Raw genomic sequence first — 21895 nt, 5'->3', positions numbered from 1 at the left:
CAATTCTCTCCCCCATAGCAAATGTCTGGGGGGACTAGAAAATGCTGCACTTCCTTCACGCCGACCAGCTTCACACCCAACCCGCCCTGCGCGACTCCATGTTCCGCGACCGGGCTGACCAGTTCCGCACGCGGCTGGGGTGGGAGGTGTCCGTCACCGACCAGGGCGAGGAGCGCGACCAGTATGACGAGCTCAATCCGCTCTATGTCATCTGGGAAACCGACGGCCGCCATGGCGGGTCGATGCGCTTCCTGCCGAGTTCCGGCCGCACAATGATCAACGAACATTTCCTCGGGCTGCTGAACGGCCGTCCGCTGCAGAACGACCGTATCTGGGAATGCACGCGGTTCTGCCTGTCCCGCGGCGCCGCGCCGAACGTCTCGGCCGCGCTGATGCTGGGCGGGGCGGAGCTGGGCCTGGGCAAGGGGCTCGACTTCTCGGTCGGCGTCTTCGATGCGCGCATGGTCCGCATCTATGCCCGCCTCGGCTGGAGCCCGGCGATTCTCGGCACAACGGGGGAGGGCCGCGAGGCGATCTCTGCCGGGCTCTGGCACTATTCCGAAGAGGTCGCCGACCGCATGGCGGCCAAGGCAGGCGTCCTGCGGGCCCGCAGCCGCAGCTGGTACCATCTGGGCATGGAACGGGCCGCCCGGCTCGGCCGTCCGCGCCTCGTGGTGGCCTGATCGCGCTGGAACATCCGCGCCTGCTTGGATAGGGTCCGGCCATGCAGCCGACCCCGTCCCCGACGCTCTCTCCCGATCAGGAAGCCGCCTTTTCCCATGTGGCGGCCGCGCTGGCCCGTGCCGGGGTCGATCTCGATGCCGAGACGGCCGGGCTGCCCACCGACGACAATTCCGCGATCGCGGTGCTGGGCAAGGCGGGATCGGGCAAGACGCTGCTTCTGGCGCAGCTCTGCGCCAAGCTGCGGGACATGGGCATCGACATCGTCAGCGGCGATTACGAGCCCAAGCGCAGCAAGGAACGCCGCACGCTGGCGATCCTGGCGCCGACCAACAAGGCCGCCTCGGTGCTGCGCCTGCGCGGCGTGCCCGCGACGACGATCCACCGGATCCTCTACACGCCGGTCTACAACCCCGAATACGAGCAGATCGCCGAATGGCTGGCGGGCCAGACCCAGACCAAGCCCGAGGTCGAAGGCATTGCGCCCGAGTCGCTGGACCGGGCCAAGGCCTTCTATGACCTGCACCAGTCGATCCCCGGCGCCATGGCCGCGGTCGGCGTGCGCGGCTCGGACTTCATCTCGGGCTGGAAGCGGCGCGAGGAGCCGCTGGACATCGGCTTCGTCGACGAAAGCTCGATGCTCGACGAACGCCAGTTCGAGGACCTCAAGGAAATCTTCCCGACGCTGGTGCTGTTCGGCGACCCCGCGCAGCTGGCGCCGGTCGGCCTGTCGGGCGAGATGGTGTTCGACCGGCTGCCCGCGCCCGAGCGCGTCACGCTCAGCCGCATCCACCGCCAGGAGGGCGACAGCCCGATCCTCGATCTCGCCCATGCGCTCGGCGATCCGGATATCGGCTTCGACCAGTTCGAGCGGATGGTGGAGCAGGCCGCGCGGCGCGACGACCGCGTGGTTGTGGCCGAGCGCGTCGATTGCGACCTGATGGCGCGCTCGCCGGTGCTGTGCTGGCGCAACAACACGCGGGTCCGGCTGATTACCGCCTTCCGCAACGCGCATCATGTGCCTGTGGACGGGCTCCTGCCTGGCGAGCCGCTGATCTGCGACGGCATCGAGCTGCCCTTGAAGCACCGCAAGAAGCGGCTCGACCTCGAGGCGCGCGGGCTGATCAAGGGCGCGCAGGTGATCTATCTCGGCCCGGGGCAGAAGCCCGGCTTTGCCCGGCTGCACGTTCTGGGCGCGCCCGATCCGCAGGTCTCGGCGGCGGCGATCATCAAGATCGAGCAGCCCGAGGAGGACGAGCCGCTGATCGCTTCTGCCGCGCGGATGGGGGCGAGCTTCCTGCATGGCGCCGCCGTGACGATCCACAAGGCCCAGGGCTCGCAATGGTCCGAGGTGCAGGTCTTCTCGCCGGACATCTATGCGGCCGCGCGGGCCGGGCGGAACGAGGCCGGGCTGCCCCTGTGGAAGCGGCTGGCCTATGTCGCGATCACCCGCGCCGAGGAGCGGCTGCATTGGGTGACGCGCTACCGGCTGGCGAAGCCGAAAGACGGGCTGTCGACCGCCGATCTGAAGGTGCCGCCGCCGCCGATGGCCCTGCCGCAGGAGCCTGCGGCAGAGGCCGGGAGCGAGGTGGCACAGCAGAGCATGTTCTAGCGGCAAAGCTTCTTCCGTGAGGCTCAACCGGCCCTCCGGCCCCTTCTGGGCGGGAGTTCGGCGTTTGCCGTGCCAATTCCCGCGAGGTCCGGGGATCCGTGGCCGATGCCGTTCGCGAAGCCCGGGCGTTCCGGAAGCAGAAGGACGGTCCCGCAGATGGACGTTCCGGCCTTGATCCCGGTGCAGGAGACCTCTTCCGCGGGATCGGGCATCGCGTCGCCAAAGGTGATCCGGAAGGAGCCGGAGGAGCTGGCAGGGCGTCTCGGCGTCGGCCTGCTCGGATGCCGTGCGGGATCGTCAAGCACGGGCGGCAAGCACTGCCGCGGGCAGGGGCCGTCCCGTCTTTGAAATCTGGGGGGCATGGCGGAGCCCGGACAGGGCACGCCCGGCCGCGTCTCCGGCCAAGCCGGAATGCGGCAGGTCAGCGGCGCAGCATGGCAAAGGCCGCCGAAGCGGCCCAGCCGGCCGCGATGGCGATGATCAGCGCCAGCACGCCATAGACCAGCGGCTGTTCGTGGGCGAGCGTGTAGACCCAGCGCTCCAGCCCGACCTTGTGAACATAGATCACCGTCTCGTATTCATCGACGACCGTCCCGCTGCGGGTCAGGAAGATCCGTGCCCGGTAATTGCCCGCGGTCAGGTCGGCGGGCATCCGGATCGAGGTGCGGAACAGCGTCTCCTCGTCGAGCGCGACGGCGCCCTCGCGGATCAGGTAGCTGCCCTCGGCGATCCGGAGCCGCTTCAGCGCCGCCAGATAGGCGGGCGCGTCGGCGGCTTCCTCGGCGGCGCCGATCGCCTGCACCGCCCGGTCGAGCGACACGCGGTGGCGCAGATCCTCGGTCTGGCTCAGCGCGGCGGCGAGCGGCCGCGTCGTGGCCACGGCGTAGAAGCTCGGCGCCTGGTCGATCTCCACCGCGCCGGTATTGACCCAGATGCCGAAGCGCCGGTCCTTCTTGCGCACGGTCACGGTCTGGATCGGCCCCTGCACCGAGATCACCACGTCGAGCGGCGCATCGGAGGGCGGCGGGGCCTCGCGCTTGACTGCGCCGAAGATCAGGATGCTCGAGCCGTCGAAGGTCGCGGTGATCGCCACCTCGTCCTGGCTGAGGCCCAGCACGACCTCCTCGGCGAGGGCTGGCAGGGGCAGCAGCAGCGCGAGAATCAGGAGGAGCCGCCTCACCGCACCACCTCCTGCGCGATCGAGAACAGCTCGGAGGGCGTCAGCAGCAGGTCGAGCGCGATCTTGAAGCACACCAGCAGCACCATCCCGGCCAGCAGGATGCGCAGCTGCTCGGCCTTCAGCCGCAGCGCGATCACCGAGCCGATCTGCGCGCCGATCACGCCGCCGATCAGGAGCAGGATCGCCAGCACCGCATCGACGGTGTAGTTCGTGGTGGCGTGCATGATCGTGGTGAAGGCCGCGACGAAGATGATCTGGAACAGCGACGTGCCGACGACCACCTTGGTCGGCATGTGCAAGAGGTAGATCATCGCCGGCACCATGATGAAGCCGCCGCCGACCCCCATCACCGCCGACAGCACGCCGACGAAGGCGCCGACCAGCACCACCGGGATCGCCGAGATGTAGAGCCCCGAGGTGCGGAACTTCATCCGCAGCGGCCAGGTGTGGACCCAGCCCTTCTCGGGGCGCTTGCGGGGCTTGTAGGCCTTGTCCTTCGAGCGGCGGATCGCCCGCCAGCTTTCGATGAACATCAGGAGCCCGATCACGCCGAGGAACAGCACGTAGCAGAGCTGCACCATCAGGTCGACCTGGCCCATCTCGGTCAGCTTTTCGAAAATCTTCACGCCGACGGCCGCGCCCGCCATGCCGCCCGCCAGGAGCACCCAGCCCATCTTCAGGTCGACGGTCTTGCGCTTGAAATGCGCGAGCACCCCCGAGAAGGACGAGGCGACGATCTGGTTGGCCTGGGTGCCCACCGCGACGGCGGGCGGGATGCCGATGAAGAACAGGAGCGGCGTCAGGAGGAAGCCGCCGCCGACGCCGAACATGCCCGAGAGGATGCCGACGATCCCGCCCAGCCCCAGGAGGAGGAAGGCATTCACCGACACCTCGGCGATGGGCAGGTAGATCGTCATGCGGCCCCTCCCGGCTCAGCGTTCCTTCACATAGGCCTCGCCGCCGGCCCGCGGCGGGATCGCCTTGCCGACGAAGCCCGCCAGGATCACCACGGTCAGGATATAGGGCAGCGCCTGCATGAACTGCACCGGCAGCGCGATCCCGGCGATCTCGATCGACTGGAAGCGGTTGCCGAGCGCGTCGAGCAGCCCGAAGAGAAGGCAGGCGCCGAGCGCCGACCAGGGCCGCCATTTGGCGAAGATCAGCGCGGCGAGCGCGATGAAGCCGCGGCCCGCGCTCATGTCCTTGACGAAGCCCGCCGAGAGGCCGGTCGACAGATAGGCGCCGGCAAAGCCGCACAGGAGGCCGCAGATCATCACCGCGCCGTAGCGCAGGCCCGTGACCGAGACGCCCGCGGTGTCGACCGCGCCCGGGTTCTCGCCGACCGCGCGCAGCCGCAGGCCGAAGCGGGTGCGGAACAGCACGTACCAGGTGGCCGGAACCGCGAGGAAGCCGAGATAGACCAGGATCGTGTGCCCCGAGATCAGGTCGAAATAGACCGGCCCGACGACCGGCACGTCGCGCAGGGTCTCGGCGAAGGGCAGGGTGATCGGCTGGAAGCGTGCGCCGCCTTCCAGCTGCGGGGTGCGGCCGCCCTGCTGGAACCAGTCCTGCGCGATCAGCACGGTCAGGCCGGTGGCGAGGAAGTTGATCGCCACGCCGGAAATCAGCTGGTTGCCGCGGAAGGTGATCGAGGCGAGCCCGTGGATCGCGGCCAGCACCATCGAGGCGGCGCAGCCCGCCATCAGCCCCAGCCAGACATTGCCGGTCAGCGTGGCGGCGGCAGCCGAGAAGAAGGCCGCGATCAGCATCTTGCCCTCTAGCCCGATATCGAAGACGCCTCCTTGCGGATGCGGGCGTTCAGCACCGGCGCCTCGAGCCGGGGATTGGTGCCGACGAGCAGGATCATCTCGGCCGCGTCGATATCCTCGATCGCCGCGGTGCCGACATAGCCCGAGCGGTTGCCCGTCGGCAGCCGCGCGCCGTCGGTGCGGCATTCGACCTTGCCGCCCAGGCCTTCGACCAGCTCCTTCAGCGCAAAGGCCGCCTCGACCGGGGCGAGATCGCCGACCAGACCGGTGACCTTCCTGCCCTTCATGGCGGCGGCGGCGGCGGCCAGCGCTTCGGTCCAGCTCGCGGGCTTCAGCTTGCCGTCGACGCGGACATAGGGCCGGTCGAGCCGCTGGCGGCGCAGCCCGTCCCAGACGAAGCGCGACTTGTCGCCCAGCCATTCCTCGTTCACGCCGTCATGGTTGCGCGGCAGGAAGCGCATGACTTCGCGCCCCTTGGTATCGACGCGGGTGTTCGAGCCGAGCGCGTCCATCACGTCGATCGACTCGGTCTTGGTCAGCTCCCAGGGCCGCGCGGTGAAGGCGTAGGGCTTAGAGACCAGCGCGCCGACCGGGCAGAGATCGATGATGTTGCCCTGCATCTCGCTGTCGAGCGTCTGGTTCAGGTAGGACGTGATCTCCGCATCCTCGCCGCGCCCGGTCTGGCCCATCTGGGTGATCCCGGCGACCTCGGTGGTGAAGCGGATGCAGCGCGTGCAGGAGATGCAGCGCGTCATGTGGGTCTCGACCAGCGGGCCGAGATTGATGTCGATCGAGGCGCGCTTCGGCTCGCGGTAGCGCGAGAAGTCGACGCCATAGGCCATCGCCTGGTCCTGCAGGTCGCATTCGCCGCCCTGGTCGCAGATCGGGCAGTCGAGCGGATGGTTGATCAGCAGGAATTCCATCACGCCTTCGCGGGCCTTCTTGACCATCGGCGAGTTGGTCTTGATCTCCGGCGGCTCGCCGTTGCGGCNCCGGGCGCAGGTCGCGGATCTGCATCGCGCAGGAGGCGGCGGGCTTCGGCGGGCCGCCGACGACCTCCACGAGGCACATCCGGCAGTTCCCGGCGATCGACAGCCGCTCATGGTAGCAGAAGCGCGGGATCTCCACCCCCGCCTGCTCGCAGGCCTGGATCAGCGTCAGGGCCGGGTCGACCTCGACCTCGGTGCCGTCGATGATGATGGTGCGCAGATCCGACATGGCATTACTCCGCTGCGATTGGGGTGCAGGCCCGGGTCTTCCAGAGCTGCGCCTGTTTCAGGTGGGACCAGCCGAAGGCATGGTCGGTCGGCCCGTGCGCCTCGAGATGGGCCAGACGCTCCAGCGCCTCGCCGAGCGGCGGCCGATGCCCTTCCGGGACGAACCACATGACGAAATGCGGACGGGCCATCAGCTCGAACCAGCTGGCGCGGCGGTCGTAGAACCGCTTGTGCACGGTGTTGTAGACGAAATGTTCCAGAGACCCGACATCTTCCCAGACGGTCAGGTTCGACACGGATTGCGGGTCGCCGCCGATCTTGGCCTCGGTATTGCCGGTGCCGGGCTCGCCCGAGCCCTCCATCATCCAGACGAAGCCGGGGCTGCGCTTGCCGATGCCGTTGACCAGATCGAGCGCCGCCATGAATTCGGCCACGCGCGGATCGTCGGTCGGCGCCAGCAGACGGCCGATATTGAGCTGGGCCAGATGGGTTCCGGGCGGTTGCGCGGTCATGTCAGGAAGCTCCCGATGCGGCTGTTGCCTGCGCGCGCCCGGCTGCCGAAGCGGCAGAGCTCGTCGCGGTTCAGCAGATAGGCGCCCGCAGGCACGTCGGAGGGGAAGACCAGGAGGCTGCCCGCCTCCGGGACCTGCCCGCCGCGGCGCGCGGCGCGGCCGTCCACCACCTCGGCAGTGACGCCGCCCCGAAGCCGCTCCGCCGCCAGCCGCGAGACCTGCCAGTAGAGCGGCCGCTCGAAATCCCGCCCCGGAACCAGCTCGACCAGCCGCCCGGCGGCGATATGGCCGCGCAGCAGGGGTTCCGGGCTCAGCCCCCAGCCGAGGCCCAGCACCGAGGCCTCGACGAAGCCCTGCGACGAGGGCAGCCAATGGGTCGGCACCGCCGGGACCGTGCCGAAGCAGTCCTGCATCCAGGCCTGCTGCAGCCGGTCCTTCTGGCCGAAAGTCAGTGCCGGGGCGCGGGCCAGCCCCTCGGGCGTCACGCCCTCCGGGAAATGCCGCGCCATGTAGGCCGGGCTCGCTGCCGCGAGATAGCGCAGCCGCCCGAGCGGCTTGACCTGGCAGCCCTGCACCGGCCGCTCCAGCGTCGTCACCGCCGCCAGCACCCGGCCGCGGCGCAGCCAGTCGGCGGTATGGTCCTCGTCGTCGATCAGCAGGTTCAGCAGATAGCCGGTCTCTTCCGCAAAGGGCGCGGCCGCGGCCAGGAACCAGGTCGCCAAGCTGTCGGAATTGATCGCCACATCCAGCGTCACCGGCAGCGGCGCTTCCCCGGCCAGCCCCGGCAGCTGGCCCAGCAGCTCGTGCTCCAGCATGCCCACCTGTTCCATGTGGCGGCAGAGCCGGGCGCCCTTTTCGGTGGGCGTGCAGGGCGTTCCGCGCTCGATCAGCACCGCGCCCAGCCGTTCCTCCAGATGCCGGACCCGCTGCGAGACGGCCGAGGGCGTCACCCCGAGCATCCGCGCCGCGCCCTCGAAACTGCCGGTCTGGACGATCATGGCGACGGCGCGGGCGGCGGAATAGTCGATCACGGATTAGACAGGCTTCATCAGGATTAGGCGGTTTAACTGGTCTTATCCACGACCGCAGGGCTAGGGCAAGCCGGTGTTTTCCAGCGGAGGTCCCGTCATGATCCAATCTGTTTTCCTCGCGGGCCTCACCATGGGGCTGAGCCTGATCGTCGCCATCGGCGCGCAGAACGCTTTCGTGCTGCGCCAGGGCCTGCGCGGCGAGCATGTCTTCGCCACATGCCTGGCCTGCGCGGTGTCGGACGCGATCCTCGTCACGATCGGCGTCACCAGCTTCGGCCGCATAGTCGAACTCCTGCCCGCCGTCGCCCCGGCGATGCGCTATGGCGGGGCCGCCTTCCTGGCCTGGTACGGCGCGCGCAGCCTTGCCGCGGCCTTCGGACCTGCTGCCTCGCTGATGGCTGCGGCGGGAACGGCCGGCGCGCCGCTGGGAGTGACGCTCTCGGCCTGTTTCGCCTTCACCTGGCTCAACCCGCATGTCTATCTCGACATGGTGATGCTGCTCGGCTCGATCTCCACCCAGTTCCCCGGATACGAAGCCGCCTTCGCCGCGGGCGCCATCACCGCTTCGGTGCTGTTCTTCTTCACGCTCGGCTATGGCGCGGCCTGGCTGCGCCCGGTCTTTGCCAATCCCGCTGCCTGGCGGGTGCTGGAGGCGGGGATTGCCGTCGTCATGTGGGCGATCGCGCTGAAGCTGCTGCTCGGGGCGTGACCGAAAGAGGCGGCGCTTCGCTGCGAAAGCACTGGATGCAAGCGCCGCTCCGTGCCAGAATGGCGGCATGGCAAAGTCCCGCGTTCTCCCCCCTGCCGCGCCGCGGATTGCGGTGAAGCTGCCCCGCTGGGCGCAGCGCGACGATCCCCTGACGCCGGACTCGGCGGCCCTGCGCGCCGGTGCGGCGCTGATGGCGCTGGACCTGGCGCTGGCCCCGTCCGGGGTCTGCGCCACCTGGCCGACCAGCAGCCCCGGCGGCAGCACGCCGCCCGCGCCGGAGGTCACCACCCGGTCGCCGGGGCGCACCAGCTCGGCGCTTTCGAGGAATTCGACGAAGGGCGCGACGGAGTTGTCGCCCTGCAGCAGCGCCTTCTGCCCCGAGGGCTGGATGGTCACCGGCACGGCCGAGTTCGAGTCGGTCAGCAGGAGCACCCGCGCAATGTCCTGGCCGACGCCGGAAATGCGCCCGACCACGCCGAGCCCGTCCATCACCGCCCAGCCGTCGCGGATCCGGTCATGCGCGCCGATATTGATCAGCACCGACTGGCGGAAGGGCGACCCCGAGTCGGCCAGCACCGTGCCGCTGACATAGGTCAGCTTCGGATCGAGCCGCACGTTGTTCAGGTCGAGGAGCTTGGCATTCTTCTGCTCGAGCTGGAGCGCGGCCTCCTTCCAGGCCTTCATCTGCTGCAGCTCGCGCCGGAGCTGCTGGTTCTGCTCCCAGAGCCGGTTGTAGGACTGGAAATCCTCGGCGATCTTGCCCGCCCAGGTGACCGGCGCGGTGACGAAGGCGAAGCGCGGCGCCAGCTCGTCAATCACCGCCATGCGCAGCCGCTCGGCGCGCGGGCTGTCGATCCGCCAGAACAGGAAAATGCCGAGCAGGCACAGCACCAGGAGCCCGACCAGGATGCGCCTGATCGGACGGATGTAGGTTGCGCTGCTGTCCTTGTCCTGTGCCAAGCCGGACCTCCCGGGCCGGAGCTGCCTCCGGCCAGCCTACAGGTGTCAGCTGTCGTAATCGATCACGTGGCGCAGCAGGTTCTCGTATTCCAGCGCCTTGCCGGTGCCGAGCGCCACGCAGTTGAGCGATTCCTCGGCGACCGAAACGGCCAGGCCGGTCTGCTCGCGCAGCGCCATGTCCAGGTCGCCGAGCAGCGCGCCGCCCCCAGTGAGCATCACGCCGCGGTCGACGATGTCGGCGGCCAGGTCCGGCGGGGTGGCTTCCAGCGCGCTCATCACCGCCTCGGTGATCTGCTGCACCGGTTCGGCCAGCGCCTCGGCGACCTGCGCCTGGGTGATCTCGATTTCCTTCGGCACGCCGTTCAGCAGGTCGCGGCCGCGGATCTGCATCGACGCGCCGCGTCCGTCATCGGGCATGCGCGCGGTGCCGATCGTGGTCTTGATCCGCTCTGCGGTGGCCTCGCCGATCAGCAGGTTGTGCTGGCGGCGCAGGAAGCTGATGATCGCCTCGTCCATGCGGTCGCCGCCGACGCGGACCGAGCGCGCATAGACGATGTCGCCGAGCGACAGGACCGCCACCTCGGTGGTGCCGCCGCCGATATCGACGACCATGTTGCCGGTCGGATCGGTGATCGGCATGCCCGCGCCGATGGCGGCCGAGATCGGTTCGGCGATCAGGCCGGCGCGGCGGGCGCCGGCCGACAGGACCGACTGGCGGATCGCGCGCTTCTCGACCGGGGTTGCGCCATGCGGCACGCAGACGATGATCTTCGGCTTCGAGAAGGTCGTGCGGCGGTGCACCTTGCGGATGAAATGCTTGATCATCTCTTCGGCGACGTCGAAATCGGCGATCACGCCTTCGCGCATCGGCCGGATCGCCTCGATCGAGCCGGGCGTGCGGCCGAGCATCAGCTTCGCGTCCTCGCCATAGGCCAGAACCTTCTTCACGCCGTCCTTGACGTGATAGGCGACCACGGAGGGTTCGTTCAGGATGACGCCGCGCCCCTTCACGTAGACCAGCGTGTTCGCCGTGCCGAGGTCGATCGCCATGTCAGACGAAAACAGTCCGCCGAAAAGTCCCATGCGCAGAGGTCCTGTGTGCTGCCCGTGTATGCCTTGCAGGTCCGCTGAGTCGGAACGCGCGGACTTCGCGGCGTTATACGGAGCGGCGGGCCAAGGCGAAAGGGGCAGATGCGCGCCCCTCCCGGTTTCCCGCGCGGCGCTCTGGGCGGGGTTCCGCCGACGGGCTGCCTGCGGATCCGGCAGGCGCGGCAACGGGGCCGGAAATGCCGGCTTGGGGGGCGGGGCTCCGGCGGCTAGTCTTGGGGCGGGACGGATCGGAGGATGCCGCATGTTCGAGAAAATTCTGCGCTTGGCGGGCGGCGCTGGACGGTGCGGCTGGGCAGCGGCCACGCGCCGGACCAAGCGACGCTCTGGTGCGAGGACGAGCCTCTGGTGATCGCGGGCGACCAGGTGCTGCCCTCGATCTCGCCCAATGTCGGGGTCTACGCCACCGAGCCCGGGGCCGATCCGCTGGGCGACTGGCTGGAAAGCTGCGCGCGGCTCGGGACGCATGCGTCGCCGGACCAGCTGGTCCTGCCGGGCCACCAGAAGCCCTTCACCGGGCTTCCGCAGCGGCTGCAGGCGATGGTCTCCAGCCATCGCAGGGCGCTTGACAGGCTGCGCGCGCATCTTGCGGTGCCGCGTTCCGCGGCAGAGTGCTTCCCGGTGCTCTACCGCCGCCAGATCTCGGCTGCGGATTACGGGCTTGCCCTTGTGGAAGCCATCGCACATGTGAACTATCTGAACGCAGCCGGGGAGATTTCCGGCGAATTGCGGGGCGACGGCGCCATCGCCTGGAAAATGCGGGACTGACGAAATGACGAAGCAGCCATCCGGCCGCGTGACTTCTTCCGGATTCTGCCTTACCAATTCGGTGAGGCCAGAGGAGGAGGAGACTGATGGCGGATTTCAAGCACGGCACGATGGACATCGCGGATCACGAGAAGACCTTCGAGGGCTTCGTGAAATTCACCACCCGCGCGGTGATCGGGATCTTCGTCTTCCTGGTGTTCCTGGCGCTGGTCGGGGCCTGAGGCTCAGCCGCCGCGCCTTTGGGGCGGGGCTTGCCTCGTCCCTCGTCGCGGCCTGTGCCGAGCCGGTGCGCGATCCGCCCGAACGGGTCGAGCGGTTCCGCTACCGCAGCGGCAATCCGCCCTCGCTGACGCTCTACACCAATGTCCGCATCCAGACCGGCAAGGGCGCGCATACCTCGCTTGTGATCGACGGCCCCGAGCGCGTGGTGTTCAACCCGGCGGGCACCTGGCACCATCCGCAGGCGCCGCGGATCGACGACGTGCATTACGGCTTCACCACGCCGATGGAAGCCTGGTTCATCGACTACCATGCGCGCGAAACCTACTATGTCCGCCAGCAGAAGCTGATGGTCTCGATGGAGACCGCGGCCGAGGCGCTGCGCCGCGCCGAGGCGGTCGGGCCGGTCGTCGCGTCCTTCTGCACGATCCGCACGACCGACGTGCTGACGCCGCTGCCGGGCTTCGAGAATTTCCCGCGCACCTTTTTCCCGGATGTCGCCAGCGAGGCCTTCGCCCAGTATCCCGGCGTCGAGACGCGCAGCTTCTACGATGACAGCCCCGACGACCGCAGCGATCTCGGCGGGGTCGGCGGCGTCCAGGGCAGCGGCGGCTACAGCTATGTCGGCCAGGGCACCCGGGTGGTCAACGGGCCGGGCTCGGACTAGCCGAGCAGCGCCAGCCCGGCATAGAGCGCGGCGAGCCCCGCCGCGACCGACCACAGCACCGAGCGCGTCCAGGTCCCCTGCTTGGCGCGCCTGCGGCCCGCCGCCTCGGCTCAGACGGGCTGGCCGGACGGATCCTCGCCTCGGCCTTCCTGCGCGGCGGGCTCTGCCGTCCCGAAGCGCTCGCCGCCCTTGCGGAAGCGCTTGCGTCGGGCGGTCCGGAGATCGTCTGTGCGGAGCGGTTTCACGATCTGCCCTTCGTCGAGCTAGTCATCCGGGAAAACGGAGCAAACCGTCCGGCGAATCTCGACGATGGCGGCGAATTGCTGCGCTGGTATCCCGACGTGGCCAGCCTGCGGCTGATCTGGCTGTGGGAGCAGAGCGGCGTGCCCGCGGCAGTGCCTGCCCCGACACCTGCGGGGGTCGCGCGGGCCATTGCCGCGGCGCTCGGCCTGGAGCAGGCGCCGAACCTGAAACGGCTGGGCGGAGCCGCAGTTTCGGCGCTGGAGGCCGTGTCGAAGGTCCGGGTTCCGGCCGCGATCTCGGCGGTCACATCGGGCGAGCTTGCGGCCATGTCGCTCAATGCCGGGTCTTGGGACGCCGTGTGCCGCGGGGCATCGCCGCCCTGCGGTCCCGCTCGGCTGCCCCCGTCTTCCGGCGGGACGCCGCGCAAGACCGGTGCGGGCCGCGGAAATCCGGCACCCTCCGCGGATCTGTCGGCGCTCCTGGAGGATGTGGATGCGGTCCTGCAGCCCGGCGGCGGGACGTCCGGAGGAAGGGCAGCCATGGAGAAAGCGCTGCGGGGCCTCCGGCAGAGGCATGGCGCGGACTGGCCGGTGCTGGATGCCCTGGCCAGCTGGTACCTCCACCTTCTGCGGCGGTCGCGGAAGCCGGGCACGGTCCGGACCTATCACGGCACGGTCGGCCGCCGCCTCCTGCTGGTCATCGGCTCTGATGACCCGGTCGGCGGCGACCCCGCCGTGCTGGCGCTGCGCTACGAGCAGGTGCTGAGACTGTCCGGCGCCGCGGAACTGCAGTACCCGACCGGCCGACTGGCGCAGTTTGCGCGGCATGCCGAGCGCATCCTCGGCTGGCCCGCGGCCGGGATCGCCGACCTGTGCGGCGGGGAGGACGGGTCCGGGCGCTATGTCCGCACCGCCCTGCCACCCATGGTGCATCTGCCTGCCGTCATTGCCGAAATCGGGCGCATGGAGGGGATCGGGCAGCTTGCGGCCGAGGCCCTGGCGGTTGCCGTGGCCATTGCCGGGTACTCCGGCATGCGCGTGGACGAGGTCCTCGGCCTGACCGTGGCGGACCTGCTCGAGGCCCTCAGCATCCATGTCCATTGCACGCCTGCGCGCGGCCTGAAATCCGGCGCGGCGCGGCGGCTCGTGCCGCTGGGCCTCTTCGCGCCCGGAGACGTGTGCAAGCGGATCGGGGTCTATCTGGCGCGGCGGCGGCGCGCGTCACGACCGGTCGGCCCGTGCCAGCAGATCGGCCATGCGCCCCTGCGGCCGCCGCCGGGTCAGCGCCAGCAGCGCCCCGACGGTCAGCCCGGCGGCGATCACCGAAGAGCCGCCATAGGACACGAAGGGCAGCGTCATCCCCTTGGTCGGCAGGAGCCGCACCGCGACGCCCATGTTGATCGCCGCCTGCATCCCCAGCACGCAGGCCAGCCCGGTGCCCGCGATCCGCACGAAGGGATCGCGCTCGTTCAGGAGCCGCCCCAGCGAGCGCATCACGACGGTGGCATAGAGCGCGATGATCACGAGGACGAGGACCAGCCCGTATTCCTCGGCCGCGACCGCGATGATGAAGTCGGTATGGGCGTCGGGCAGCGTCGATTTCACCTCGCCGCCGCCGAGGCCGACGCCGAAGACGCCGCCTTCGCGGATCGCGTTCGAGGCATAGCCGATCTGGCTGGTCGGATCGACTGTCGTGGCGAGGAAGCCGTCGATCCGCCCGGCGAAGTGGCTCGACAGGTTATAGGCGGCGACGCCGCCCGCAACCACCAGACCGGCCACCGCGAAGAGGATCCACCAGGGCGCGCCGGCCACGAAATACATGACGCCCCAGGAGAAGACGATCAGCGAGGCCTGGCCGAAATCCGGCTGAAGCGCGAGGATGCCGACGATGAAGACCGCCGCGCAGAAGCTCATGAAGCGCCCGGGCGGCCCGTCGATCTGGTGGGCGGCGGCCATCAGCCAGGCGGTGAGGATGATGAAGCAGGGCTTCATGAATTCCGAGGGCTGCACCGAGCCGAAGCCCAAGCTGTACCAGCGGATGGCGCCCTTGCCGAAATTGGTGCCGAAGACCGGCAGCAGCAGCAGCGCCGCGAGGCAGAGGGCGAAGCCGATCACGCCGAAGCGGCGGATCGTGGCCAGCGGCATGACGGAGGCGGCGATCATCGCGACCAGCCCCATGGCGCCGAACATCATCTGCTTCTTGACGTACCAGAAGGGCTCCAGCCCGTTGCGCTCGGCCAGGGGCGGCGAGGCGGCGAGCCCGAGCAGCAGGCCGATGCCCATCAGGATGATGATGCTGATCAGCGACCAGCGGTCGACTGTGCGCCACCAGCGGGGAATCATCGGATCGCCGCGCACCGCCGGAGCTGCGCCGTACACCATCTCTGTCATGGCTGCCTGCCTGTCTGCTCTGCCCGTTTCTCCGGGTCTGGCGCCGATCCTAGCGCATGGGCCGGTTCTTTTCCAGCTTCATGACCGCCGCAGGGCGGCCTGCGGCAGCGCATGCGCGCCGTTCGGCCGCCGCGCTCCGCGGGGCGGCACGCATTTCCTGTGGCACCTCCTCAATGCGGCGATGCTGGGCTGGATGATCGAGGTCCTCCGCCGCCATGCCGCGGGGAAGCCGGCGGCGCGGCGCGGCGTGCTGGGGCGGCCCGCTCAGGCCGGGAGGCCGTCGAATCGCCGGTAATGCGGCACCAGCACCAGGTCGAAGAGCGTCACGCAGAGGTTCCGTGCATAGAGCAGGATCAGCGGCGACCAGAGGCCGCTCGACTGCCAGGCGATCCATTTCGCGGCAATGCCGAAGACATGGCCGCCGCAGATCAGCGAAACGAAGGCTGCGCTCTTGCCTGCGGCCATGCGGGTGCGCCGCATGCGGGCGATGGACCAGTGCCAGCTGGCCGAGAAGGAGATCAGCATGGCGGCTTCGGAAAATTCGGCATGGGTCATGGAAAGGCTCCGTCCGGAAATGGCAGGGGCACGGCAAAGGGAGCACTGGAACCGCGGGCAGGATGGCACGGGGCGCGCATCCGGCCGAATTCCGGCCGGTTTCATGCTGAACGCCGCGGGTTCCCGGCCTTGCAGCGGCGGGGGCAGGAGGCTAAAGCCATCCCCGACCAGCCAGATGGAGTATGCATGTCGATCGACGAAGGCACCGCGGCCAAGGTGGCCAAGCTCGCCCGCATCAAGGTGGAGCCCGACCAGCTCCCGCATCTTGCGGCGGAGTTCAACAATATCCTGGGCTTCATCGAGCAGCTCGGCGAAGTCGACGTGACCGGGGTCGAGCCGATGGTGTCGGTGACGCCGATGCGCCTGAAGCGCCGCCAGGACGGCGTGACGGACGGCAACATGCAGGACAAGATCCTGTCGAATGCGCCGGATGCGCGCGAAGGGTTCTTTGCAGTGCCGAAGGTGGTCGAGTGATGGGCGAGCTGACGAAACTGACGATTGCGGGCGCGCGCGACGCGCTGCGCAAGGGCGAGACGACCTCGGCCGAGCTGACCGAGGCCTGCCTCGCGGCGATCGAGGGCGCGGGCGCGCTGAACGCCTTTGTCCACGACACGCCCGAGATCGCCCGTGCCCAGGCGGCGGCGGCGGATGCCCGGATCAAGGCCGGGGATGCGCCGGACATGTGCGGCATTCCGCTCGGCATCAAGGACCTGTTCTGCACCAAGGGCGTGGCCTCGCAGGCGGCGTCGCGGATTCTCGAGGGCTTCTCCCCGGAATACGAATCCACCGTGACCTCGAAGCTCTTCGACGCGGGCTCGGTCATGCTGGGCAAGCTGAACATGGACGAATTCGCCATGGGCAGCTCGAACGAGACTTCGGTCTACGGCAACGCGGTGAACCCCTGGCAGGGCGCGGGCGGCAAGGCGCTGACCCCGGGCGGCTCCTCGGGCGGTTCGGCGGCGGCCGTCGCGGCCGATCTCTGCCTCGCGGCGCCCGCCATAGGCCGGCGCATTGCCCGCATCCTCGGCCAGAACGGCGGCGAAGGTCTGCGCGGCATCGGCCGCAGCGCCCTCGGCCAGCATCTCCTCGGCGGCGGCAACCGCCTCGCCCAGCCCGCCATCGCCGGTCAGGTCGCAGAGCCGCTTGACGAAGGCCTTGATCTCGGAGCCCGGCACCGCGCCCTGGAAGCCGTCGACCGGCTGGCCCTGGTAGAAGGCATAGACGGTCGGGATCGACTGCACGCGCAGCTGCCCGGCGATCATCTGGTTCTCGTCGACATTGACCTTGACCATCTTGACCTTGCCGCCGGCCGCGGTGACCTCGGCCTCCAGCATCGGGCCCAGGGTCTTGCACGGGCCGCACCAGGGCGCCCAGAAATCGACGATGACCGGGACTTCCTGGCTGGCCTCGACCACGTCGGCCATGAAGGTCGCCTCGGAAACGTCCTTGATGAGATCGCCCGCAGCAGCGGCAGGCGCGTCGGATTTCGTGCCGAATTCAAGCATTGGTGGTCCCCAGCTTCGCGTTGTCGGAAACTATATGCGCAGAATGCCGCGCGAGTCCAAGGGCCGGTTCGCGCGGATTTTCCGTTGCCTGCTCAGAGGTCGATGCGCGCGAGCACCGGCGCGTGGTCCGAGGGCTGCTCCCAGCCGCGCACCTCGCGCAGGATCTCGCTGCCGCCCATCGAGGGCGCGAGGTCCGCCGTCGCCCAGACATGGTCGAGCCTGCGGCCCTTGTCCGCCGCCGACCAATCGCGCGCCCGGTAGGACCACCAGGAATAGAGCTTGCCCTCGGGGATGTCCTGGCGCGTCACGTCGACCCAGTCGCCCGCCGCCATCAGATCGGCCAGCATCGTGGTCTCCACCGGCGTGTGGCTGACGATCTTCAGGAGCTGCTTGTGGCTCCAGACATCGTCCTCGCGCGGCGCGATGTTGAGGTCGCCGACCAGGATGGACTTCTCCGGCTTGTGCGCCGCGAACCAGCCGGTCAGGTCCGACAGGAAGTCGAGCTTGTGGCCGAATTTCTCGTTCACCTCGCGGTCCGGCACGTCGCCGCCCGCCGGGATGTAGAAATTGTGGACGGTAACGCCGTTCGGCAGCTTCGCCGCCACGTGGCGGGTATCGCCGCGGTCGAGCACGTCGCGGTGCGGCACCGGCTCCAGCGGCAGGCGCGACAGGATGGCGACGCCGTTATAGCCCTTCTCGCCGCGCACCGCGGCATGGCTCCAGCCCATCTCGGCGAAGGCCTCGTAGGGGAACTTGTCCTCCGGGCACTTGCATTCCTGCAGGCACAGCACGTCGGGGGCATGTTCCGACAGCAGCCGCTGGACCAGGCCCTGCCGGAGCCGGACCGAGTTGATGTTCCAGGTGGCGATCTTGATGCTCATGGGGGCTCACTCCGTGTTGCCCCCTTCCCTAGCGCCCCGGCGGCCCGGAGGAAAGCCGCCGGCCTGCCGCCCCTCTCCGGGGGGATGCAGGGCGGGCCCGCGGCGCCGCGCCGGCGCCGGATCCGCGCCATCTCGGCGGCGGCAGCGGTGCGGCCAAGGGTCAGATCCTCGGCCCGGACCACCTGCCGGTCGAAATAGAGCGGGCCGGTGACCCCGTTCTCCGCCCGCGCCAGCGGGCCTTCGTCGCTGTCGGCCATGGCCGCCTCCTCACACGTTGTCCCGGTCGCCCGGCACGATGAACCAGCTGCGGAAGGTGTCCCCCGGCGCGCCGCGGCCGGTGGGCAGCCGCCCGCCGAGGAAGGAACCGTCCACCGGCCGGCCGGACTCGTCGATCACGAAATCGGCGTGGAAGACGAGCCGCAGCATCTCGCCCGGAATGAAGGCGACCTCGACCGAGTCGTCGGGCACCGCCACCATGGAAAAGCCGCGGCAGCTCCCGGCATCCGGCGGCAGCGGGGTCCAGTCGGACAGCAGCCCCTCGTCCGAGACCATGCTGTCCTCGAACTCGATCGGCCCGATCGCCATGTAGGTCAGCCGCGCCCAGACGGCGGTGCCGCTGCCGTCGCGGCTGCGGACCTCCCGCTGCAATTCGGCCAGCATCGAGCGCGGAAACCGGTCGCCGCGCACCCGGAACTGGTCCCAGCGCACCGGCCGCTCGAAGCCGAGCGCGATGCCCTGCTCGAAGACCTGCCCGAAGAACGACGTGCCGGCCGGATGCACCTCGCCATGGCGCCAGCTCAGCGCGGTGACCGGATTGACCGGCACCGGCTCGGAGGGCGCGGATTGCGGCGTCGGCAGGTCGATGTCGAGGATGCGCTGGCTGCCCTGCTGGACGATCTCGACCTGCGGCTCCTCCAAGTTCGGCAGGTATTCGATCGTCGCGCCGTCGATCCCCAAGCCGTCCGCGCCGCGTTCGGCCTCGGGAAGGCGCAGCTGCAGGACCAGCGCGTCGCCGTCCTCGTTCGGCACGGTCTGCCCTTCGGGATCCGAGCCCGGCTCCAGCATCTCGATCTCGACCTCGTCGATCGAGAGCCCGTCCTCGCCGGGATCGCCCTGCGGCCCCTCGTCCCCGTCGGCGCCGGGATTGCCGCGCGGTCCCGGAGGTCCCTCGGCCACGCCCTGCGCCAGGATGCATTCGACCACCTCGCGCAGCGTCGCCGCCGAGGGCACCATGGTGCGGTAACTGCGGTTGTCGATCGCGGCATCGGCCTCGCCCGCCTGGTCGGCATCCATCATCCGCGGCGCGTCGGCGGCCACGTAATGCGGCAGATGCGCCAGCAGGACGGCATGGTCCTCGTCCTCCTCGCAGCCCGCGCAGGCCTCGAGCGGATCCCAGAAATGGGCGCCGCAATCGGATTCCGCGATGTCGATCACCGCCACCAGCCCGCGGTCGGGCGCCGCCTCGTCGGCATCGGCCGCCGCCAGATAGAGCCGCCGCCCGCTGCCGGTCAGCCGCATCGCCCGGCCGGCCCTGCCCCGGCCAAGCCCGCCGCGCCGAAGCCTGCCAAGGCCCCGGCCGCTGACGGCCGCCCGCTGGTCACGCAGCGCAACGCCGACAAGCTGGTGATCCGCACCGGCGAGGGCGTGCCCCCCGCCTTCCTGGAGTTCGTCGAGGCCTGCCTGCCGGGCCTCCTGCACCAGTATTACGAAAGCGTTCCCGGAGAGACCGGGGACGACTGACGCTCCGAAAGGAGCACGAACCGGTCCCGAGCAGCGGCGCCATCAGAGCGCCGGGACCCAAGCGAAACGAAGAAAAGGAGCAGACGACAGGCAAAAGAAAACCCCTCAAAGCCGAGGCTCCGAAGGGTCTCCAAGATGTATGTAGCAATCTCTTGGTACCCGAAAATCCGAATCTCTGGCAACACCGTTTTTCGGTGAACGGGGAAATTTTGCCGTCTGAATGAGGCATGAGACAGCAATTCCCGGCGGCTGAGCCGTCCGGGGACAGGGATCCCTTGTCCCCCGCCCCCCGTCCCGGCGATTTCGTTCTCGACCGGTGGGAGGTTCTGCAGCTCGTCAAGGACACGTCCCGGGCGCTCGGAATCGGCGAACGCGAGATCGCCGTCCTGGCCGCGCATCTGAGCCTGCTGCCGAAAGGCCCGGTGCGCGCCTCCGGCCTGTGCATGTCCTATGCCGAAATCGGCGGCATTCTCGGCCGCGCAAACTGCATGGACGAGCGCCGCTTCCGCCGCGGCGAAACCCGGCTGTCCGAGGCCGGGCTGGTGGCCCGCAAGCTGTCCGGGAATGGCCGCCGCTACCCGGTCCGCGATGGCCGCGGGCAAATCGTCGACGCCTACGGGATCGACCTGCGCCCGCTGTTCCTGAGGGTCCCGGAACTCGAGGAACTCCGTGCCCGCCTCGCCGAGGACGCCGCCCGCCGCAATGCGCAGCGCAGCCGCCTCAGCGCCCGACTGAGCCACCTGCGCCGCAGCATGGGAGACCGCCTGCCCGACAGCCTCGCCGCACTTCTCGACGAACTGGGGCGGCTCTGCCGACGCGCTTCTGCCGATACCGCCGCCCTGACTGCTGCCGAACGCCGTCTTCTGGCCGCCGAGACCGAGCTGTCCTGCGCCCCCGAGACACCCGCACCCGCAGCCTTGCCGGACATTCCGGCCGCCGATGCCGGACAATCTGTCCGCTGCACAGAGTCCCCAGAAAAAGAAAACAAACAATCTCCTGATCCAAAGGTCCGGATACCCGATCTCCTGAACGACTGTCCCAAGGTCTCGGCCTATTTCCCCGACCCGCCCGGAGATCCCCAAACCTTGGCCAGATGCCTTTTCGATTTTCTTGGTTTTCTTGGACTCCGGACCGGCAGGCGAACCGAGGTTCTCAACCGGTTGTCTCTCGCAGAGCTGCTTCCTGCATTAGAATATATCCTTGACCGTCTCGATAAGCTGCGGGACCCCGGGGCGTATCTTCTCTCAATGATTTCCCGTATCGAGGCCGGAGAGCCCGTGGCTGCCGGACGCCTCCGCCGACGGGTACCCGCATTATGACCGCGGTCATAACACCCGAAAACCATCGCGGCGCGTTTCATGACCGCGGTCATAATCCAGCTATAGGTCCGAGCCATGTGCAAAGCCCCATGGCACCGGCTCCATTCGCAAGGTTCAATCTTCCGTCGAGCTCATCGCCCCAAGGGCAGCCCTCACCCGCAGTTCAGATCCGCTCTCCGGAAAACGGCCAGGGCACAAGCTCCGGGCTGCTTGTGACGGTGCAGTACAGTTTGCACACCGCAACGGCCCCCGCAGCCAGGAGAGATGAACCGGAGCCTGCGCCCTGCCCGGCCCTCACCATCGCCGCTATGCACGCCCCTCTTGTCTTCCGTGCCTCCCACGGAGTGCAAGGAAACCTTGGCGGAACCTCCGAGGCCACCTGGCCGTGAGGATGACGCGCCAATATCAACAGATAAGAGCCCCACGGGACGGTTGCGAGCGGGGGTTGGCCGTTCGTTTTCCGACCGATGTTGCAGGAGGACGTTGCCCGCGGCCAAACCAGAATTGCCCGGCCAGCCTCCGGCAGCCGAAGCGTTCGTCCGGGCTCGCCTTGGTTCAGACGGCTTCCAGCGGAGGGGCGGACAAGTGCAAGGGAACGATATCGGGGCAGGGGAAGAGACCGCTTCTGGGAAGACCCGGTTTGTTCCGCCGATCGGGGATCATCCTGGGCAGAAAGCCAAAGGCGCCGCCCTTGTTGCCATATTTGTTGCGATCGGCTTCCGGCCGCACTGATGCCATGCGCAGCGACTGCAGTCCCGCTCGGGAGATTTGACTGGAGGCCAGTCTTCGGTCAGCGTCCCGCGATGGCACAGCCATGTCGGCTACAAGTC

General features: G+C 69.0%; 18 protein-coding genes and 5 pseudogenes. 9 read left to right on the top strand and 14 right to left on the bottom strand.

What is annotated here, in order from left to right; genetic code table 11:
• Positions 1–41: 41 nt before the first annotated feature.
• Positions 42–683 (top strand): acyl-homoserine-lactone synthase, encoded by a 642-nt coding sequence (locus C7T91_RS10435; RefSeq protein WP_108259169.1) that lies wholly within the window; start codon positions 42–44, stop codon positions 681–683.
• Positions 684–724: 41 nt separating this feature from the next.
• Positions 725–2293 (top strand): ATP-dependent DNA helicase, encoded by a 1569-nt coding sequence (locus tag C7T91_RS10430; RefSeq protein ID WP_108259168.1) that lies wholly within the window; start codon positions 725–727, stop codon positions 2291–2293.
• Positions 2294–2714: 421 nt separating this feature from the next.
• On the opposite strand, the gene C7T91_RS10425 is transcribed toward C7T91_RS10430, so the two are convergent.
• The 6 genes and pseudogenes from C7T91_RS10425 to C7T91_RS10400 all read right to left on the bottom strand — a co-directional run bounded on the left by C7T91_RS10425 (position 2715) and on the right by C7T91_RS10400 (position 8002).
• Entirely contained in the window at positions 2715–3473 is a 759-nt protein-coding gene (locus C7T91_RS10425; RefSeq protein ID WP_108259167.1) for a TIGR02186 family protein, read from the bottom strand.
• A complete protein-coding gene (locus C7T91_RS10420; protein ID WP_108259166.1) occupies positions 3470–4390 on the bottom strand; it encodes a sulfite exporter TauE/SafE family protein in 921 nt (306 codons plus the stop codon). The genes C7T91_RS10425 and C7T91_RS10420 overlap by 4 nt, the downstream gene beginning before the upstream one ends.
• Positions 4391–4405: 15 nt before the next feature.
• A pseudogene (locus tag C7T91_RS10415) lies at positions 4406–5278 on the bottom strand (ABC transporter permease); the annotation flags it as partial.
• A pseudogene (nuoG, locus tag C7T91_RS10410) lies at positions 5275–6460 on the bottom strand (NADH-quinone oxidoreductase subunit NuoG); the annotation flags it as partial. The pseudogenes C7T91_RS10415 and nuoG, both read right to left, overlap by 4 nt.
• A 4-nt stretch (positions 6461–6464) precedes the next feature.
• Positions 6465–6971, bottom strand: a complete 507-nt coding sequence (locus C7T91_RS10405) for a DUF3291 domain-containing protein (protein ID WP_108259392.1) — start codon at positions 6969–6971, stop codon at positions 6465–6467.
• Positions 6968–8002, bottom strand: a complete 1035-nt coding sequence (locus C7T91_RS10400) for a LysR family transcriptional regulator ArgP (protein WP_108259164.1) — start codon at positions 8000–8002, stop codon at positions 6968–6970. The genes C7T91_RS10405 and C7T91_RS10400 overlap by 4 nt, the downstream gene beginning before the upstream one ends.
• A 97-nt stretch (positions 8003–8099) precedes the next feature.
• Between C7T91_RS10400 and C7T91_RS10395 the strand changes: the two genes are divergently transcribed.
• A complete protein-coding gene (locus C7T91_RS10395) occupies positions 8100–8711 on the top strand; it encodes a LysE/ArgO family amino acid transporter (RefSeq protein ID WP_108259163.1) in 612 nt (203 codons plus the stop codon).
• A 216-nt stretch (positions 8712–8927) separates the two neighbouring features.
• Here C7T91_RS10395 and mreC read toward each other — a convergent pair.
• Positions 8928–9671: pseudogene (mreC, locus tag C7T91_RS10390) on the bottom strand (rod shape-determining protein MreC); the annotation flags it as partial.
• Between the two features lie 45 nt (positions 9672–9716).
• Positions 9717–10754 carry a rod shape-determining protein gene (locus C7T91_RS10385; RefSeq protein ID WP_108259162.1) on the bottom strand — a complete coding sequence of 346 codons (1038 nt, stop codon included), beginning with the start codon at positions 10752–10754 and terminating at the stop codon, positions 9717–9719.
• Between the two features lie 261 nt (positions 10755–11015).
• On the opposite strand from C7T91_RS10385, the gene C7T91_RS10380 reads away from it, so the two are divergent.
• From C7T91_RS10380 to C7T91_RS10370, 3 genes are all read left to right on the top strand, one after another.
• A complete protein-coding gene (locus tag C7T91_RS10380) occupies positions 11016–11546 on the top strand; it encodes an MBL fold metallo-hydrolase (protein WP_108259161.1) in 531 nt (176 codons plus the stop codon).
• A gap of 86 nt (positions 11547–11632) precedes the next feature.
• Positions 11633–11767, top strand: a complete 135-nt coding sequence (locus C7T91_RS10375) for an aa3-type cytochrome c oxidase subunit IV (RefSeq protein WP_108259160.1) — start codon at positions 11633–11635, stop codon at positions 11765–11767.
• A 65-nt stretch (positions 11768–11832) separates the two neighbouring features.
• Positions 11833–12432 (top strand): hypothetical protein, encoded by a 600-nt coding sequence (locus C7T91_RS10370; RefSeq protein ID WP_108259159.1) that lies wholly within the window; start codon positions 11833–11835, stop codon positions 12430–12432.
• Between the two features lie 1463 nt (positions 12433–13895).
• Here the strand turns inward: C7T91_RS10370 and C7T91_RS10360 are convergent.
• The gene (locus tag C7T91_RS10360; RefSeq protein ID WP_108259157.1) at positions 13896–15065 is read right to left on the bottom strand and encodes a peptidoglycan glycosyltransferase FtsW; all 1170 of its coding nucleotides are present in this window, start codon (positions 15063–15065) and stop codon (positions 13896–13898) included.
• 264 nt (positions 15066–15329) lie between these two features.
• On the bottom strand, positions 15330–15620 hold the full coding sequence (locus tag C7T91_RS10350; RefSeq protein WP_108259155.1) for a hypothetical protein: 291 nt from the start codon (positions 15618–15620) through the stop codon (positions 15330–15332).
• Between the two features lie 186 nt (positions 15621–15806).
• Between C7T91_RS10350 and gatC the strand changes: the two genes are divergently transcribed.
• Both gatC and C7T91_RS10340 read left to right on the top strand, forming a co-directional pair.
• Complete coding sequence (gatC, locus tag C7T91_RS10345; RefSeq protein ID WP_108259154.1) at positions 15807–16094, top strand: Asp-tRNA(Asn)/Glu-tRNA(Gln) amidotransferase subunit GatC; 288 nt, start codon at positions 15807–15809, stop codon at positions 16092–16094.
• Positions 16094–16612: pseudogene (locus C7T91_RS10340) on the top strand (amidase family protein); the annotation flags it as partial. The gene gatC and the pseudogene C7T91_RS10340, both read left to right, overlap by 1 nt.
• A gap of 210 nt (positions 16613–16822) precedes the next feature.
• Here C7T91_RS10340 and C7T91_RS39350 read toward each other — a convergent pair.
• From C7T91_RS39350 to C7T91_RS10320, 4 genes and pseudogenes are all read right to left on the bottom strand, one after another.
• Positions 16823–17044, bottom strand: a pseudogene (locus C7T91_RS39350) (thioredoxin family protein); the annotation flags it as partial.
• Between the two features lie 173 nt (positions 17045–17217).
• Positions 17218–18006: an exodeoxyribonuclease III gene (locus C7T91_RS10330; RefSeq protein ID WP_108259153.1), complete on the bottom strand. Its 789-nt coding sequence runs from the start codon at positions 18004–18006 to the stop codon at positions 17218–17220.
• Positions 18003–18263: a hypothetical protein gene (locus C7T91_RS10325; protein WP_108259152.1), complete on the bottom strand. Its 261-nt coding sequence runs from the start codon at positions 18261–18263 to the stop codon at positions 18003–18005. The genes C7T91_RS10330 and C7T91_RS10325 overlap by 4 nt, the downstream gene beginning before the upstream one ends.
• 10 nt (positions 18264–18273) lie before the next feature.
• Positions 18274–19524, bottom strand: coding sequence for a hypothetical protein (locus tag C7T91_RS10320; RefSeq protein ID WP_145962841.1), 1251 nt, complete (start codon positions 19522–19524; stop codon positions 18274–18276).
• A 497-nt stretch (positions 19525–20021) separates the two neighbouring features.
• Between C7T91_RS10320 and C7T91_RS10310 the strand changes: the two genes are divergently transcribed.
• The gene (locus C7T91_RS10310; protein ID WP_161555841.1) at positions 20022–21065 is read left to right on the top strand and encodes a helix-turn-helix domain-containing protein; all 1044 of its coding nucleotides are present in this window, start codon (positions 20022–20024) and stop codon (positions 21063–21065) included.
• Positions 21066–21895: the final 830 nt, after the last annotated feature.

This window comes from Mangrovicoccus ximenensis (genome assembly GCF_003056725.1).
GTDB classification, from domain to species: Bacteria; Pseudomonadota; Alphaproteobacteria; order Rhodobacterales; family Rhodobacteraceae; genus Mangrovicoccus; species Mangrovicoccus ximenensis.
The sequence above is the reverse complement of the archived record's forward strand: the minus strand, read 5'-3'. Positions and strand labels throughout refer to the sequence as shown.

Coding starts and splice junctions, on each gene's coding strand:
- C7T91_RS10435 (WP_108259169.1), top strand. CDS start 42: ATGCTGCACTTCCTTCACGCCGACCAGCTTCACACCCAACCCGCCCTG.
- C7T91_RS10430 (WP_108259168.1), top strand. CDS start 725: ATGCAGCCGACCCCGTCCCCGACGCTCTCTCCCGATCAGGAAGCCGCC.
- C7T91_RS10420 (WP_108259166.1), bottom strand. CDS start 4,390: ATGACGATCTACCTGCCCATCGCCGAGGTGTCGGTGAATGCCTTCCTC.
- C7T91_RS10405 (WP_108259392.1), bottom strand. CDS start 6,971: ATGACCGCGCAACCGCCCGGAACCCATCTGGCCCAGCTCAATATCGGC.
- C7T91_RS10395 (WP_108259163.1), top strand. CDS start 8,100: ATGATCCAATCTGTTTTCCTCGCGGGCCTCACCATGGGGCTGAGCCTG.
- C7T91_RS10385 (WP_108259162.1), bottom strand. CDS start 10,754: ATGGGACTTTTCGGCGGACTGTTTTCGTCTGACATGGCGATCGACCTC.
- C7T91_RS10380 (WP_108259161.1), top strand. CDS start 11,016: ATGCCGCATGTTCGAGAAAATTCTGCGCTTGGCGGGCGGCGCTGGACG.
- C7T91_RS10375 (WP_108259160.1), top strand. CDS start 11,633: ATGGCGGATTTCAAGCACGGCACGATGGACATCGCGGATCACGAGAAG.
- C7T91_RS10360 (WP_108259157.1), bottom strand. CDS start 15,065: ATGACAGAGATGGTGTACGGCGCAGCTCCGGCGGTGCGCGGCGATCCG.
- C7T91_RS10350 (WP_108259155.1), bottom strand. CDS start 15,620: ATGACCCATGCCGAATTTTCCGAAGCCGCCATGCTGATCTCCTTCTCG.
- gatC (WP_108259154.1), top strand. CDS start 15,807: ATGTCGATCGACGAAGGCACCGCGGCCAAGGTGGCCAAGCTCGCCCGC.
- C7T91_RS10330 (WP_108259153.1), bottom strand. CDS start 18,006: ATGAGCATCAAGATCGCCACCTGGAACATCAACTCGGTCCGGCTCCGG.
- C7T91_RS10325 (WP_108259152.1), bottom strand. CDS start 18,263: ATGGCCGACAGCGACGAAGGCCCGCTGGCGCGGGCGGAGAACGGGGTC.
- C7T91_RS10320 (WP_145962841.1), bottom strand. CDS start 19,524: ATGCGGCTGACCGGCAGCGGGCGGCGGCTCTATCTGGCGGCGGCCGAT.